The sequence below is a fragment of the Shinella sp. OV683 genome, assembly GCF_057787725.1.
The window spans coordinates 1067248-1083026 of the sequence record NZ_CM173543.1 but is presented as its reverse complement, the minus strand read 5'-3'; the positions used below and the strand labels follow the sequence as shown (position 1 = coordinate 1083026).

The window sequence follows — 15779 nt, the reverse complement described above, 5'->3', positions numbered from 1 at the left end:
GCAGATCAGTCGGCCTCACGATACGACGTCACGATCGCGCGCGCATTGCGCACCAGAAGCGTACACAGGCGATTGGCCTCGCGTTCGCCCATCTCATCCCATTCCAGCCGGCGCATCATCAACGGACGCCCCAGCCGGAAGTGGAAAACCTGCCCCACGAAAGAAAACACCGCAATCTTGGCCTCTTCCGAGTTCGGGTCGAGCCCGGTGGCCAGGCCGACCAGGGTGCAGAAGCGGATATGCATCGGCTTCATCCAGTTGCAGTAGAAGAGTTCGGAAACTTCGCCGGGATCCATCATTTCCCTGAGCACGAAATTGACGAAATGAAAGCTCTGCTCGCTGGTCAGCCAATACCGGCAGAACACCGTGAGCGTCTGCTCGAGCATGCCGAGCGCCTCGTCCGGGCTGAGCTTCGGCATCGGCTGCGTCAGCGCCGTGCCGATCTGCTTGCGGATATTGGCAATCACATATTCCGCGCAGGCGCGCCGCAAACCCGGCTTGCCGCCGAAATGATAGGCGATGGAGCCGATATTGGCTGCGGCGAGATCGGCAATCTCGCGCGTCGAGACGGCGTCATAGCCTCGCTCGCCGAACAGCCGGATCGCAGATTCCACCAGAGTGACACGGGTGACCTCCGCGCCTGATATCGGCCTGTCCATCAACGCCTCCAAACCTAGGGATAGTTTAATCGATTGATTAACTCAAGGCAATGCCCACCGGTAAACATACCAAAGTTTGTACGTCGCTCCCGAAGATTTGAGTTGCAGCATATGTATTTTAAGCAGATTTTGATGGCGTGTGGCTCGCGAAAAAAGGCTGGCGCCTTCCCAAGTGCCGGCACTCCAAAAAAGGATGTTCTGCAATGACAACTTTACTACTGAAGCGCCTTTCCACTTTTGTGGCGGCAGCGACGCTGACGATGGCACTTGGCCTGCCTGCCTTCGCTGCCGGCGGCAATTCCGGCAACACTGGCAACACTGGCAACACTGGAAGCACACCCTCGCGCACAGAAACCACGCAGAAATGCAAGAGTGGCAAGATATGGAGCACGGCGAAGAAGAAATGCGTCAAGCCGAACCAGAGCAGCTTCAATGACGACCAGCTCTATGACGCAGCGCGCGAGATGGCTTATGCCGGCCAGTATGACAACGCGATCGCGGTGCTGAAGCTGGCAAGAAACCAGAATGACCCGCGCATCCTCAACTATATGGGTTATTCGAACCGCAAGGCCGGCCGGATGGAACTCGGCATGAGCTACTATAAGCGGGTACTGGCGATCGATCCAAACTTCATCCTCGCCCGTTCCTATATGGGCCAGGCCCTGCTGCTGCAGGGTGACGTGCAAGGCGCGCGCACCCAGCTGGTCGAGATTCGTGACCGTGGCGGCCAGGACACCTATGCTTACAAGCTGCTCTATAATTCGCTCAAGCACTCCAACACATACTGATTGGCGGGCTAACCACCTCAATCTGTATGAAAAATGACGTTATTCTAACCATGGACGCGAGCTTTCGCGTCCATTCCTTTTTCACCTCTTGCGAATTGCTATCAAAATGTTTCATACAAACCCCGTCAGACGCCGGGACCGTCCGCATAATTTTCGAATCATTCTGAATAAACCAATGACCGTCGCCGTCATATTCTGTGAGAGATCATGAGTAACCAAGCCAAGGCAGAAAAGATTAGCCGTGAATTGGTCACCATGCTGCCAAAGCTTCGTCGCTTTGCGATGACTCTCACGCGGAATTCATCAGATGCAGATGATCTGGTGCAGGAAGCATGTGAACGGGCAATTACCAGGAGCCACCTTTGGAACGGGGAAGGGCGACTGGAGAGTTGGATCTATGCCATGACGAGAAATCTATGGGTGGATGAGATCAGAAAACGGAAAGTGCGTACTGGCGGCGGCACTGTCGATGCGACAGAGCAAGACGAGTTGATCGTCGAAGCCAACGCCGAAAAGGCTATCTACGCCACGCAACTCCACAAGATGATTCTATCCATGCCGGAGGGACTTTCCTCCGTATTCCTTCTCGTCAATGTCGAAGGCCACTCTTACAAGGAAGCTGCCGAGATCCTCGGGATCCCGATCGGCACTGTGATGAGCAGGCTTTCAACTGCCCGGATGAAACTGGCAGCCATGATCAATGGCGCACGCGAAGTGAGGGCATGACAATGGAAAATTTCAAGGAACTGCCGCTGGAAGTCCGGCTGTCGGCCTATCTTGATGGACAATTGGACGCCGCGGACGCCCAGGAGATCGAAACGCTCCTGAAGAGCGACCGGCAGGCACAGGACATTCTTGAAACGCTGAAGGCCGGTTCGGACTTCGGCAACCAGGTATTCGAAGACATGCTGAACGAGCCGGTGCCGTTGCACGTGGTGCGCGCCATCAAGGAAGCCGCAACCAAGCCGGCTCCTGTGCGCATTGCCGCCAACGGCAATTCGATTTCGTTCATGCGGTTCGTGCCGCAGGCGATCGCCGCCTGTGCCGTACTGCTTCTGGCAGGCGGCTATTCCGGCTATTTCCTCGGCCAGCGCAGTGTTGTCGAGACCCCGGCGGAAATCTCCGAGACCTCGGCTTTCCAGGCGCCAGCCGAAACCAAGGGCGTCAAGACCAGGGGCTTCACCTTCGAGGCACCGGCTGCGGAGAGTATTTCGAAGTCCGACGTCGCGCTGGCGGAAATCGCCAGCCTTCACAAGGTCTACGCCGCCGACAAGACACATCCCGATGAGGTCCCGGCCGCACAGGAAGGCGAGCTGAAAGGCTATCTGGAAGCGGTCACCTCGGTGAAGTTTTCCGTTCCAGATCTGTCCGCTGAAGGTTTCAAGCTCAGGGGCGGCAAGCTTGTTGTCGCCGTTGGGCAGCCAACCGGCGCGCTGTTCTACGAGAACGGCCAAGGCAATGTCGCCGCTGTCTACTTCATGAAGAACGCCGATGTCACGGGCGCCATCCCTGCAAAAGACGGATTTTCCGTCGTCGGCGGCCAGAAGGATGCGACGAGCTACTTCATCGCCGCGCAGGATGAAGCCCAGGCTCGCAAGTTGGAAGACAGCGTTCGCGCCGCTCTCTGACGGGTAAGTTTCTGCCGACAAATCGATGAACCGGGCCGCAAGGTCCGGTTCTTTTCGTTTGTCCATCACTGGTAGGTTTTTTATAGCCGTCATCCGTGCTAAGGAACGTGTCGCGTCATGTGTCCGTGTCGGAGTAACGCCTTTATGCCAAAGGAAATCGAACGGAAATTCCTCGTCGCAACGGATAAATGGCGAAAGAAAGCCGATTCCGGCAAAAGCATGCGGCAGGCCATCATATTTTCCGATGGCAACCGATCGCTCCGCATCCGCTCGATCGACGGCAAGAAGGCCCGGCTGACGCTGAAGATCGGGATATCAGGCATGTCGCGCCACGAATTCGAATATGACGTGCCGATGTCCGACGCCGCCGAGCTCCTGAAGCTCGCCAATGGCAGCACGATCGTCAAGACCCGCTACGAAGTTCCGCACAGCAAGCACACCTGGGAAGTCGACGTTTACGAAGGTAAGCTCGAGGGACTGGTCGTCGCCGAGGTCGAGATGAAGAGCGAGACCGAGAATCCTGAACTCCCGACATGGCTCGGCCGCGAAGTGACCGGCGACAAGCGCTTTTCCAACCAGTCGCTCGCGGAAGGCAGTCTCGGAGACGATTGGCGCAATGGCATACCGGATTGATTTCGACCATTCACTGGAACATGAGGTGCGCCGCATCGCTTCGCACCAACTGTCAGCGGCACTCGATCTGCTAAATGATCAGCCCGAAGGGCCGCATGAGGCCGTGCATGATGCCCGCAAGCGCATCAAGCGCACGCGCGCGCTTTACCGGCTGATCCGTTGCGACGCCAAGAAATTTGCGAAGCGCGAAAATGAGCGGCTCAGCAAGATCGGCGGCGAGCTTACGCATCTGCGCGATGCCGCGGCGCATGTGGAGGCCGCGCGTTACCTGCACGCCAATGTCGAGGCGCAGGCCCATGTCGGCGCCATCGGCCGTGTTGCCGCAGCGCTCAAGGGCGAATGCGAAGAGGTCGCAGGCAACGAGGCCGCGCTCAAGGCCACGATCAAGACGGCGATTGCAGGATTGCGATCGGCCGCGAAGGCGCTCGCCGACCTTGATCTCTCACACAAGCGCAAGACAGCAGCCAGTTGCTTGGCAACAGGTTGGCAGAAGGTCGACAGCAAGGCGATCGAGGCGCTTGCCGGCTGCGTCGAGCCCGATAACAGCGAGGCTTTTCACGCGCTGCGCAAGCGCAGTCAGGATCGCTGGATGCATGCAAGCCTTCTCCGCCCGCTCTGGCCGACGGCCATGAGCTCGATCGGCAACGAAGCGAAAGCCCTGGTGGATGTGCTCGGCCATGAGCATGATCTGGTCTCTCTGGCCGACAAGCTCGACAAATCGGTGAGCTTCCGATACAGCGACGAGGACAAACAGGCGGTGCTTGAAGCCATTTCCCAGCAGCGCCGCAAGCTGGAAGCTGCCGGACGCGAGGCCGGCAGCCAATTGTTCGATGACAAGGCGGCGCGCTATTCAGAAATCGTAGAACGGCTGATCCGCACGCAATAGGCTGCCCCGAAGGGCAGCCGTCGCGCCTACTTCTTGCCGTCGTCGAGCATCCGGTTGATCGCCGAGGTAATGGCCTCGAGCGATGCCGCGACGATATTGGTGTTGATGCCCGCACCGAACAGCTTGCCGCCCGGCGTGTTCATCTCGACATAGGCGATGGCCGCGGCATTCGAGCCGTGCTGGAGCGAATGTTCCGAGTAATCGTTCACCGAAATGTCGGTGCCGAGATAGATCGACATCGCATTCATGAAGCCATCGATCGGACCCGTGCCCTTGCCCTCGATGCGCTTGGTCTCGCCGTTGTCGGTGATTTCGGCAGCGAGAACACGCACGCCCCTGTGGTCGACATCGGGATAGGTGTGGTGATCGATGAACTTGAACCGGCCGTTCGGCTGATCGACATAGCGTTCGAGGAAGCGCGCATGGATCGCCTTGGAGGGAAGCTCCTTGCCCTCTTCATCGGTAATCCGCTGGATGTCATTGCGGAACTCGACCTGCAGGTTGCGCGGCAGGTTGATGCCGTAGTCTTCCTGCATGATGTAGGCAATGCCGCCCTTGCCCGACTGCGAATTGATGCGAATGATCGCCTCGTAGGTGCGACCGACATCCTGCGGGTCGATCGGCAGGTAAGGCACTTCCCAGAGCGGCTTGTTGGCCTGCTTCAGCGCCTTCATGCCCTTGTTGATCGCATCCTGATGCGAGCCGGAGAAGGCGGTGTAGACCAACTCACCGACGTAAGGGTGGCGCTCGGGGATCTTCATCTGGTTGGAATACTCGAAGACATCCTTCATCCGCTCGATGTTGGAGCAGTCGAGCTTGGGGTCCACGCCCTGCGTGAACATGTTCAGCGCCAGCGTGACGATATCGACATTGCCGGTGCGCTCGCCATTGCCGAACAGCGTGCCTTCGACACGATCGGCACCCGCCATCAGCGCCAGCTCGGTCGCAGCGATTGCCGTGCCGCGGTCGTTGTGCGGATGCAGCGAGATGATCAGGTTCTCTCTGTTGTCCAGCTGCCGGCACATCCACTCGATCTGGTCGGCATAGATGTTCGGCGTCGCCATCTCTACGGTCGAAGGCAGGTTGACGATAAGCTTGTTGTCGGCAGTCGGCCTGACCTCGGCGATAACAGCGTTGCAGATATCCAGCGCCACATCGAGTTCGGTGCCGGTGAAGCTTTCCGGCGAATATTCAAAACGGAAGCCACCACCAGCCTTTTCGGCCATGTCGGTGATCATCTTGGCGGCATCGACAGCGATCTGCTTGATACCGTTGACATCCTTGGCAAACACCACGCGCCGCTGCAACTCGCTGGTCGAATTGTAGAAATGCACGATCGGCCTGGTCGCACCCTTCAGGGATTCAAATGTCCGGGTGATCAGTTCAGGCCGGCACTGTACCAGCACCTGCAGCGACACGTCAGCAGGCACATTGCCTTCCTCGATGCACCAGCGGGCAAAGTCGAAATCGGTCTGCGAGGCAGAGGGGAAGCCGATCTCGATTTCCTTGAAGCCCATGTCGAGCAGCAGTTGGAACATCCGCGACTTGCGGTCATGGCCCATCGGGTCGATGAGCGCCTGGTTGCCGTCGCGCAGGTCCACCGAACACCACACGGGAGCAGTATCGATGGTCTTGGAGGGCCAGGTGCGATCCTTGAGCGCAATCTGCCCAAAGGGCTGGTATTTCACAGCGGCGTCGGGCATGCCGTCCTTGACGGAGTGGGTCTTCATGATCATTTGAGCTTCACCTTGGCAATCGCTCCGCTGATACTGAATTTGCCTGCGCTTGACGACAGGAATCTGATTTCAGCCAGCGAAATATTGAATTTTTGGTTTTGGTGAGAAGCGATTTTACGCCAGCGGCGGTCTCGGCCGCCGGGCGCTCCTCAGTGGACCCGGCAACCGCGAGTAAGGCTAAGGAGAAGAAGCGAGGAGAGCGGACGAGCATTCGCGACCGCGCCGGCGGCGTGGCTGCTGAAGATGGCAATGCTGTCCTTCGATCCGATCATGCGAACCCGTATAATCGAGCTCGCATCGGTTTGCAATGCTGGAAAAACGCGGAGCGTAGAAAGACTGCGGCCGGAACCGTCGATCCGGCAGAGAAGACAAGACAGCCGCCTCCGCCGCTGTCTTGAGTGACGCCGCAACCGCAGCTTAGAAAAACGCAAGGAAGAACTTAGTCATTCAGGACTTTCCGGCGAGTGTTGTCGCCGCAGTTATAGCAGCAGTCGTCGCAGGCTTCTCGGCCGTCCTTGCCAACGCCCCAATAGGTGGTGCTTTCGCTCCCTGTCCAGGCGCCGTAGCAGATTTTCTCGCCCGCCCTGCAGTTCAGCCTGTAGGTGTGCGTGTCGTAATCGTCGATCACGTAGTGTTCGTCGGCAGCGGGCCACTCATGGCCCTCGCGTGTCCGGGAATAGAATTTTAGCCGGACTTTGTATTTATAGTTGCTCTTGAATGTCCATTCTAACGCCCCCGCCGGCCCCGTATACTGCGAGCGGTTCTCGGACGGGCAAGGAGAGTCGATGCAGACTGCATGGGCGACCATGGGGCTCGCGATGCATAAAGCTAAAACGACTGTGCGGACACCAGCATTCATTGAGATCCGTTGGGTCATGACAACCTCCGTTAACAACCTCAGATCATTTGATGCTCGGCAATACTACTCCAATACAGGGGGAATGTCTCGCGTTTTGATCTTACCTCTACTCCATTAGCGTTTCTGGATGTCAGAGTTCACCTGCGGCCATTCCAGCCTTGCAGATCACCTACGGCGCAATACTTGAAGAGATAATTCGACTAGAAGTAGAATTATTGAAAAGCACAATAATCGTTTTCAGCACAAATTTACTCAATAACAAAGTATTACTACATAAATATAAATGATAATATCTTCATAGTGGAGAGATGCACGCCGGAAATCGACCAAACATAAACTTTTTATTATCGATATACCAATTCTGAACTTTCAATTTGGATACGGTTAACTTACATCACTTCGAAGCTTGTCGGCTGAAAATGACGGGCGCTGTTACACAGCCGCTCGCTCGGAGACATCCTGGTGACATCAAAACGGGTCAGCATTTCACAAAGCAACTCTGGATGATTTTGTCGCAAAGGCAACGAACATTGCGATCAGTCGCCCGCCACCCCAGGAAATGTCGACGAGCAACTGACACCAAATCAGACGATGGAAAAGTGGCTGGCTGTAAGACTGGCCACGTTCACATTTTCGAGAACGAGATAGTCGTTCGGGCCGGCGTAGATCGCAGTGTTGGGACCCCATTGCTGCAGTCGCGCTTGTACGTCAGCAAACGAATTGACCCCGTTCAGATCGAGCCGCACATGGTCTTCGGCAAGACTGAAGTCATCGACATAATCAATGCCTCCGCCAGTTCTAAAGACAAATGTGTCCCTGCCGGCTTCACCAAAAAGAGTGTCATTGCCCTGCTGCCCGCCGAGAATGTCGTTGCCGGCATGCCCATAGAGCACGTCGTTGCCAGCGCCCGCTCGGATATTGTCGATACCCTTGGTTCCATTCACCGTTTCGCCGGCGGACGTGCCGGTCACCAGATTGGCGCTAAGGTCATTGCTGAATCGGAAGTTGCCGGCCCTCAAGCTGCCGAGCGATACATGGGAGAGAACGAGATAGTCGTTGGCGTCGATAAAGATCGCGGCGTTTCGGCCCCACTGATGCAGCATCGGCTGGAGATCGGCAAAACTGCTGATTCCGTTTAGCTTCAGCTTCACAATATCGCTGGCGACATTGAAGTCGGAAACATGGTCTACGCCTCCACCAGGCTCATATTTGAAGGTGTCTCTGCCCGGCCCACCAGACATCTTGTCGTTTCCGGCCTCACCGTTCAGGACGTCCCTGCCCGCGTGGCCGAAAATGGCGTCGTCGCCGCCCCCGCCGAGAATTCTGTCAACGCCCGACGTGCCGTGGAGCGTCTCTCCTCTCGCCGTTCCAACCAAGGTCGGGTTGATGATTTCGTTTTCGTAATCAACGGGATTCGGGTTGAAGAAATCGTCCAGGATATTGGTGCCCGAACTGCCCAGGCTGCCGAGATAGTAGTGATACGACGGTGGCCACCACTCTCCCGCACCCCAGGCCGTCCAACCGAGGAACACGTCGCTGTTGTTGTTCATATACTTCAGCAAGTCGGCATACTCGTCTGCGTTCTGCCCATTCGCCGCAACGCCAAACTCGCCGAGGAAAAGCTCATAGCCCTTCGCGCGCGCCCAGTTGGCGACCCCCTTCAGGACCGTCGCGCCCTTTCCATCCACCGCGTCGGCCGAAGTGCCTGAGTTGTTCTGATCAAGATATTGATGGATCTCGAACGCAAAGTTGTCGGCGGAATCCACGAAGGCTTCATAAGCAGCCTTTTCGTCGGCATAGTCTGGATCGTTGAACCGATGCGCTCCGGACCAGTCGACGGTGGGAACGAGGATCTTGTTTTCCGCGCCCGTTCCGCGGATGGCGTTGGTGGCAGCCTGAGCGAAGCGCATCCATGTCGAGACATCGATATCGTGCGGCTCGTTCATGATCCCGAACCAGACGTTGTCCTCGTCCTTGAACTCGTTTGCGAGCTTCGCCCACACATCGGCATAGGCGGCTCTGAGAGATGTCGATCCGCCAGCCATGCTTTGGCCGAAATATCCCCCGAAATTGTGCATGTCGAGGATGAGAAGCTGACCATGCGCTTTGGCATAATCTACAGCGTCGTGGAGAAGCTGGAGATACCCTTGATCCAGTGCACCGTTTGCCTGGGGCTGCAAGCGTTCCCAAGTGAATGGGAGCCGGACTGTATTTGCACCCGCACCAGACCAATAATCGTATTGTGGATTCCCGTTCGAGACATAGTCTGTCCAGAGGACCCCTCCGATACCGCCACCAAACTCGAGACCTGACAGGTTAATTCCAGTGAACTTTACAGCCATTGCACGACCTCCTTGACCTTTTAAAAGGTGCGGGTGAGAACAGCGACGTTCAAAATCGTGGGGTGTCGTGCGTGACGCAGAACAATGTCACACGGCGCCTATGCTGGCATAGGTAATGCGGTACGTGACGAACTGCACAAGCAGCGTACCGCGATGTCTGCTGATGCCACGGCAAGATGACCTTATTTAGGCCAACCATGAGCAGGAAGATTTGCTGGACTGTGAAGCGTAAGGCGGGCCCGTGACGGGCATGCTCATCGAGCCTTGGCTGATTTTGGCGACGCAGCCAAACCCCATGCGGAGATTTCACACCTGATTAAGCATGATACCTACCGGAGACGGCTGCGCAGCCGGGCGATAGCCATCACCGAGCCACCGGCAAGCAGCCCCCAAAACGCACCCGATATGCCGCCGAAGGACAGCCCCGATGCCGTGACGATGAAGGTGACTGCCGCTGCCTCTCGTGTCTCAAGTTCCTTGAAGGCCGCCAGCGCCGAGGCGGAGAATGCAGCAATCAATGCCAGACCCGCCACCGCCTCGATCAGGATTTTCGGCGCCAGTGCGACCGCAGCGGTGACTGCCCCCGCCAGCAATCCGAGGATCACATAACCGACGCCCGCGATGACGGCCGACCAATAGCGCCGCTTCGGATCGGCATGGGCATCCTCGCCCGCACACATCGCCGCCGTGATCGCGGCAAGATTGACCGCGTGGCCACCGAACGGCGCCGCCAGCAGCGAGAAGATACCCGTTGCCGTGAACAGCGGCCCCGGCGCAGGCGCATAGCCATTGACCCTGAGTACGGTGATCCCCGGAATATTCTGCGAGGCCATAGTGATGATGAACAGCGGCAGCGCGATCGAAATCAGCGCCGAGGTCGTGAATTCAGGCCAGGCGAAAACCGGCGTGGGAATCAGCGCATCGCCGACATGGGCAAGCGCCACCGGATCGATCTGCACCCCAAAGATAATCACCAGCACAAAGGCGGCCAGAGCCGCCGGCACGGCCAGAAGCCTGTTGATCGCTCCGCCCAGGAAGTAAGCCACCACGATCGGCAAACCAAGTGCCGGGCTGAAGCCAACCGCCTTCACCGGCGCAAAACACAGCGAGATCAGCACACCGGCCAGCATCGCATTGGCGAGCGGGGGCGGGATCGCCGAAACGGCGCGATTGAGCGGCCTAAAGAGACCCGCGGCGATGATCAGCAAGGCCGAGATCAGAAACGCCCCGACCGCCACCGGAAATCCGCCTTGAACGGTGCCGACCGTCGCCAGAAAGGCAGCCCCCGGTGTCGACCAGGCAATCGAGATCGGCATCCTCTTCCACAGGCTCAGCACGATGCCGCACAGCCCCATGGCAATCGACAATGCCATCAGCCCTGATGCCGCTTCCGCGTCCGTGGCGCCGGTCGCCTTGATCCCCTGCAGCACCACGGCAAACGACGAGGAAAAGCCGACAAAAGCAGTCAGCAGCCCCATCACGAAGCTTTGCGGCGAAAGATCCTTGAGCATCTGAAACGTCCGGAGAAGGCAGGATTGAAAAACGCCGGCTCGAGGCCGGCGTTACAAGTGATCAAGCTCAGAGCGTCTTGGCGAACCATTCGGCAGTCTTGACGATCACGCCGTCGGCCACCTTCTGGTCAGGGCCGAGCACGCCATAGATATGATCGGCATCCGGCACGACGTAGGCTTCCTTTGTCTGGCTCTTCGCCAGCCCCACGAAGCGATCGGTGTAGCCGGCCGAGAAATCCTTGGAGCCGGCAATGGTCAGATAGGCACCGGGATAGGAGGCGATCGCATCGTCGATCTTGTACTTGCCGAGACTGTCAAAGAACGCCTGCTTGAGCGCGATCGTCCGCCAGCCCAGGTCGAGGCCGACAATGCCGTCTTCCTTGGCGCGATCGAAGGCCTTCTGGCCCATCTCGCTGAGGAAATCCTGCTGCAGATCGCCAACCGAGGACCACGTCACCAGCGACTTGACGTCCTGCGGTGCACCGGAGGCGAGCAACGTGGCGATGCCGCCGCCGAGGCTGAAGCCGAGCACGCCGGTGCGCGCTGGATCGACGCCGTCGGTCTTGCGCAACACATCCAGCGCCGCCTTGGCCGCATCCAGTTGCTGGTCGATGGTGGTCGCGCCGGTATCGCCCTCGCTCCTGCCGAAGCCCGGGAAATCGATACGCAGCGAGGCGATGCCCTTGTCGGCAAGCGCACGCGCCTCACGGGCATACATGCCGCCGACTTCATCCTTGGAACTGCCGAACCCATGCAGCAACAGCACAGCCGGAACCGGGTCGGAATGGGCAGGCATGTTGAGGGTCGCGGAAATGCCGCCCTCCAGCGTCATTGTCGTCTCGTCAGCGAGCGCCATTGCCGGTGCCGCGAAAATTCCGAGTGCTGTCAACGCGATGCGCGCTGCCCTGCCGGTGGCTTTCATCGAAAGGGGTTTGCGCCATACGTTGGGCGCCGCGATCGCTTGGAACATCTCGTTCTCCTATGCATCGGATTCGTGAAGAGCGCGACGATATGAGCAATTTGAAGCGGTTACAAGGCGCCTTGCGCCACACCATCCTACGAAAATGCAGTCGACGTGCTCAGACAGGCCTTCACTCCCGCCATTTGGCGAAGCCAGGCGAATGTTGCAAATATGCGGTTGACCTGGCCCCTGGGGCTGGCCCGATAAGAGGTGCGGCAACAATAGCGAGGTGAGTCGTGAGCCCTTCCACCCAATTCCTGAACGCATCCGAAGCCGCCCAAAGGCTCGGCGTGTCGCCCAAGGCACTGCGCCTTTATGAACAGCGCGGCTTGGTCACCCCGCTTCGCACCTCAGCGGGATGGCGAACCTACGGCCCCATGGAGATGGCACGCGCCGGCGAGATCGTTGCGCTGCGCGCTCTGGGCCTCAGCCTTGCCCAAGTGGCGCGGGTGCTGAAGGGTGACCCACAGGCCCTTGGGCCAGCCTTGGCTGCGCACCAGTCGATGCTGGAAGGCCAGATCCGTCAACTCGCCGATACCGTGGAGAAGGTTCATAGCCTGCGCACCAGCCTCGCCCACGGCGAAGCACCTCTCGTTGGAGAACTCGCGCGGCTGGTGCGACCAACCGCCGAGATTGTTGTCGCCTTCGACCTTCCCTGGCCATGGGGCGGCGAGCGATTCGAACTGTGCGATGTAAGACAGATTAACTACATCATTGGCCCCCTGGGCAGCGGCAAGACGCGGCTTGCCCAAGCCCTTGCCAAAAACCTCCCCGGCGGCACCTTTCTGGGTCTCGAACGAATGGAAGGTGACAACTGGGAAGCTCTGTCTCGACTGACGGATGATATCGAGCTGAAATCGCGGGTCGACCAGGTTCTTGCCTGGCTGGTGGAAGACGGTGCGACGGCATCGACAGCCCTCACCGCGCTTGTCGCAGCACTTGAATCGGACACCTCTGCCTATCTGGTCGTCGATATGGTCGAGCAGGGTCTGGACCACGCGTCGCAGGAGGCGCTGATGGCCCACTTGCATAACCGCGGCCCGAAGGCACGGCCGCTGTTCCTGATGACGCGCTCGTCGGCGATCCTTGACCTCAGCGCCGTCGGCCCCGACGAGACGATCATTCTCTGCCCCGCCAACCACAGCCCACCGGTTCAAGTCGCGCCTCATCCGGGCGCGCCCGGCTACGAGGCCGTCGCCACCTGCCTTGCCTCCCCGGCTGTACGCGCACGCACGGCCGGCGTCATTGCCTGGCGTCCGTCGGACGAAAACAATCGGGCTGTGGCACAAATTTGACAAACAAAAAGCCCCCGCCGGCTTTCGCTGGCGAGGGCTTTGAAATCAGTACAACTCGACCGATCAGATGTCGGATTGCGAATCGATGATCCGTGAAACCAGGCCGTATTCCTTGGCCTGCTCGGCGGACAGCCAATAGTCGCGGTCCGTGTCCTTGGAGATCTTTTCGACGGTCTGGCCAGTGGCCACGGCGAAGATCTTGTTGAGCCGCTCATTCATGCGAATGATCTCCCTGGCCTGGATCTCGATGTCCGATGCCATGCCGCGCGTGCCGCCCGAGGGTTGGTGCAGCAGGAAGCGGGTGTTGGGCAGGCAAAGACGCTGTTCCTTGGGGACGCTGACATAGATGAGCGCGCCGGCGGAAGCCACCCAGCCGGTGCCGATCATGAACACCTTCGGCTTGATGAACTTGATCATGTCGTGGATCGAGTCGCCCGATTCGACATGGCCGCCCGGCGAATTGACGAAGATACGAATATCGTCGTCACTGGCCGCCGCCATCGCCACGAGCTGCGTGCAGACCCGCTGGGCGAGTTCCTGCGTGATGCCGCCATAGATGAAGATGGAACGCGACTTGAAGAGATTGGACTCGATGTCCTTGCCCATCGGCGCTTCGGTTTTCTTTTCCTTGTCGTCGTCGTCTTCGTCGTTCATCCAATTCTCCGATATAGAACTTGCAGGCCCTTGAGATAGGGCGACTCACATTGAAAAACAATGCAACAAAACGCGTTTAAGCGAAACGGGTGAATTGCGGGTAAAGGCGTGGAACTCCCGCATATCCCTGCCCACCAAAGCAGCAACGTAACAAATCGTCCAAAAATGCGGCATTGCGGCAAACGCCGTATGGACAGGCCAGCGATTCCAACGGTAGAAATTCAGCTATGCCTGTCGCAATACCAAGGGGACGATGATGTTCAAACGTGTTTCCATTTCCGCCGCCATGCTGGTCGCCATGACGGCTCCGGCCTTCGCCCATCTCAATCCGGCAGAGCATGGCTCGCTGATGGCGGGCCTTTCCCATCCGTTCTCGGGTGCGGACCACGTGCTGGCTATGGTCGCGGTCGGCCTCTGGGCGGCGCAGATCGGTGGCAAGGCGCGCTGGATCATTCCTGCAACATTCGTCTCAATGATGGCAGCCGGCTTCCTGTTGGCGATGAACAGCATCTATCTGCCGTTCGTGGAACCCGGCATCCTCGCCTCGGTCACCGGCCTCGGCCTCCTCGTCGCACTCGCCGTCAAGGTGCCGGCTCCGGTCAGTGCTGCTGTAGTCGGCGTCTTCGCAGTGTTCCATGGCCACGCGCATGGCGGCGAACTGGGTGCGGCTACGCCCCTGTCATTTGCACTTGGTTTCGTGATTGCCACTGCAGTTCTGCACGGCATCGGCCTTGGGATCGGCATGGCCATTGCCAGCCGCGGTCAAGTGCTGGCGCGTACGCTCGGTGCGGCGACCGCTCTCGGTGGAGCATGGCTGACGTTTGGTTGAAAATTTGATTGCGTGGTCGGCAAGACACAATTCTTGTCGACCACGAGCGCTCGCAATGCGTGCTCAATGAGATGTGTCGAGCGATGCAATCTCTTTGACAACTGCCTCATACTGCTCTCTTTGAAATTCGAATGGACCAAGTGCCGAGTAGTTCCGCGTTGGCCGATGCGGCTGCCGAAAATCGGTCCAAATGATCTTGTCGCCTTCTGACTTTATGTGAGCCTCTAGCGGCCAGCAGCCCGCCTCGCCACATTGGCAGAACAGCAAAAATACTTTTCCGGGTTCATGACCGTAGACGCCTTCTTCTCCCATAAAATACTTGGACAGAGAGCCAAAACGATAGGTATCGGGTACCACCCCGCCATACCCGCCGGCAGGATCTTTGTACCCTTGTTGGTTCTCGAAATCTTCGACGAGAACAGCCAGACTCACGCCATCCACACAAGGGGTGAGCGTCATTGTGGCGTCATCAATAATCTCATTTAGGAAACTGAATACGTGTACCATAGTTTATGGACAGCCCCCCTCTTCTCACCCCCGCCCGCGATAGGGCGCGACGCCCTGGTCCGGCAGCCATACATTCTCCGGTGGCGCGCCCGTCTGCCAGAACACATCGATCGGCATGCCGCCACGCGGATACCAGTAGGCGCCAATGCGCAGCCACTTCGGCTCCAGCAGCCCAACGATGCGCTTGGCAATATCCAGCGTGCAATCCTCGTGGAAGGCGCCGTGATTGCGGAATGAATGGAAATAGAGCTTCAGCGACTTTGATTCTACCAGCCAAGCATTCGGCACATAATCGATGACGATATGGGCAAAATCCGGCTGGCCGGTCATCGGGCAAACCGAGGTGAATTCCGGCATCACGAAACGCACGACGTAGTCAGTGCCCTGATGGCCGGCCGGCACGCGCTCAAGCACGGCCTCTTCGGGGCTGGCGAAGCCCTTGGTTTCGGAACCCAGCTGGGTGAGATTGGAGACGTCGGTGATTGGCATGA

General features: G+C 58.4%; 16 protein-coding genes. 7 read left to right on the top strand and 9 right to left on the bottom strand.

All coding sequences use genetic code 11. The features are described from left to right. Positions 1 to 5: 5 nt before the first annotated feature. Positions 6 to 659 carry a CerR family C-terminal domain-containing protein gene (locus tag ACXHRN_RS05255; RefSeq protein WP_488640286.1) on the bottom strand — a complete coding sequence of 218 codons (654 nt, stop codon included), beginning with the start codon at positions 657 to 659 and terminating at the stop codon, positions 6 to 8. 203 nt (positions 660 to 862) lie between these two features. Between ACXHRN_RS05255 and ACXHRN_RS05250 the strand changes: the two genes are divergently transcribed. The 5 genes from ACXHRN_RS05250 (at position 863) to ACXHRN_RS05230 (ending at position 4594) form a co-directional block, all read left to right on the top strand. Then, positions 863 to 1447: a tetratricopeptide repeat protein gene (locus ACXHRN_RS05250; RefSeq protein WP_488640285.1), complete on the top strand. Its 585-nt coding sequence runs from the start codon at positions 863 to 865 to the stop codon at positions 1445 to 1447. 207 nt (positions 1448 to 1654) lie between these two features. Further along, complete coding sequence (locus ACXHRN_RS05245; protein ID WP_488640284.1) at positions 1655 to 2173, top strand: RNA polymerase sigma factor; 519 nt, start codon at positions 1655 to 1657, stop codon at positions 2171 to 2173. Continuing rightward, complete coding sequence (locus tag ACXHRN_RS05240) at positions 2170 to 3075, top strand: anti-sigma factor family protein (protein ID WP_488640283.1); 906 nt, start codon at positions 2170 to 2172, stop codon at positions 3073 to 3075. Before ACXHRN_RS05245 ends, ACXHRN_RS05240 begins: the two co-directional genes overlap by 4 nt. Positions 3076 to 3219: 144 nt before the next feature. Further along, positions 3220 to 3708, top strand: a complete 489-nt coding sequence (locus ACXHRN_RS05235; protein ID WP_488640282.1) for a CYTH domain-containing protein — start codon at positions 3220 to 3222, stop codon at positions 3706 to 3708. After that, complete coding sequence (locus ACXHRN_RS05230; RefSeq protein ID WP_488640281.1) at positions 3692 to 4594, top strand: CHAD domain-containing protein; 903 nt, start codon at positions 3692 to 3694, stop codon at positions 4592 to 4594. Before ACXHRN_RS05235 ends, ACXHRN_RS05230 begins: the two co-directional genes overlap by 17 nt. A gap of 26 nt (positions 4595 to 4620) precedes the next feature. Here the strand turns inward: ACXHRN_RS05230 and leuA are convergent, their stop codons facing one another. The 5 genes from leuA to ACXHRN_RS05205 form a co-directional block, all read right to left on the bottom strand. After that, complete coding sequence (gene leuA, locus ACXHRN_RS05225; RefSeq protein WP_488640280.1) at positions 4621 to 6330, bottom strand: 2-isopropylmalate synthase; 1710 nt, start codon at positions 6328 to 6330, stop codon at positions 4621 to 4623. 439 nt (positions 6331 to 6769) lie between these two features. Next, the gene (locus ACXHRN_RS05220; RefSeq protein WP_488640279.1) at positions 6770 to 7207 is read right to left on the bottom strand and encodes a hypothetical protein; all 438 of its coding nucleotides are present in this window, start codon (positions 7205 to 7207) and stop codon (positions 6770 to 6772) included. 566 nt (positions 7208 to 7773) lie between these two features. Continuing rightward, positions 7774 to 9531, bottom strand: coding sequence for a cellulase family glycosylhydrolase (locus tag ACXHRN_RS05215; RefSeq protein ID WP_488640278.1), 1758 nt, complete (start codon positions 9529 to 9531; stop codon positions 7774 to 7776). A gap of 329 nt (positions 9532 to 9860) precedes the next feature. After that, the gene (locus tag ACXHRN_RS05210) at positions 9861 to 11042 is read right to left on the bottom strand and encodes a benzoate/H(+) symporter BenE family transporter (protein ID WP_488640277.1); all 1182 of its coding nucleotides are present in this window, start codon (positions 11040 to 11042) and stop codon (positions 9861 to 9863) included. A 67-nt stretch (positions 11043 to 11109) separates the two neighbouring features. Then, positions 11110 to 12012 (bottom strand): alpha/beta hydrolase, encoded by a 903-nt coding sequence (locus tag ACXHRN_RS05205; protein WP_488640276.1) that lies wholly within the window; start codon positions 12010 to 12012, stop codon positions 11110 to 11112. 227 nt (positions 12013 to 12239) lie between these two features. Between ACXHRN_RS05205 and ACXHRN_RS05200 the strand changes: the two genes are divergently transcribed. Next, the gene (locus ACXHRN_RS05200; protein ID WP_488640275.1) at positions 12240 to 13298 is read left to right on the top strand and encodes a MerR family transcriptional regulator; all 1059 of its coding nucleotides are present in this window, start codon (positions 12240 to 12242) and stop codon (positions 13296 to 13298) included. Positions 13299 to 13361: 63 nt separating this feature from the next. Here the strand turns inward: ACXHRN_RS05200 and ACXHRN_RS05195 are convergent, their stop codons facing one another. Further along, positions 13362 to 13952 (bottom strand): ATP-dependent Clp protease proteolytic subunit, encoded by a 591-nt coding sequence (locus ACXHRN_RS05195; protein WP_488640274.1) that lies wholly within the window; start codon positions 13950 to 13952, stop codon positions 13362 to 13364. A gap of 256 nt (positions 13953 to 14208) precedes the next feature. On the opposite strand from ACXHRN_RS05195, the gene ACXHRN_RS05190 reads away from it, so the two are divergent. Next, positions 14209 to 14781 carry a HupE/UreJ family protein gene (locus tag ACXHRN_RS05190; protein WP_488641834.1) on the top strand — a complete coding sequence of 191 codons (573 nt, stop codon included), beginning with the start codon at positions 14209 to 14211 and terminating at the stop codon, positions 14779 to 14781. 63 nt (positions 14782 to 14844) lie between these two features. On the opposite strand, the gene ACXHRN_RS05185 is transcribed toward ACXHRN_RS05190, so the two are convergent. Continuing rightward, positions 14845 to 15240, bottom strand: coding sequence for a hypothetical protein (locus ACXHRN_RS05185; RefSeq protein ID WP_488640273.1), 396 nt, complete (start codon positions 15238 to 15240; stop codon positions 14845 to 14847). 72 nt (positions 15241 to 15312) lie between these two features. Then, complete coding sequence (gene queF / locus ACXHRN_RS05180; RefSeq protein ID WP_488640272.1) at positions 15313 to 15777, bottom strand: preQ(1) synthase; 465 nt, start codon at positions 15775 to 15777, stop codon at positions 15313 to 15315. Between the last annotated feature and the right edge of the window lie 2 nt (positions 15778 to 15779).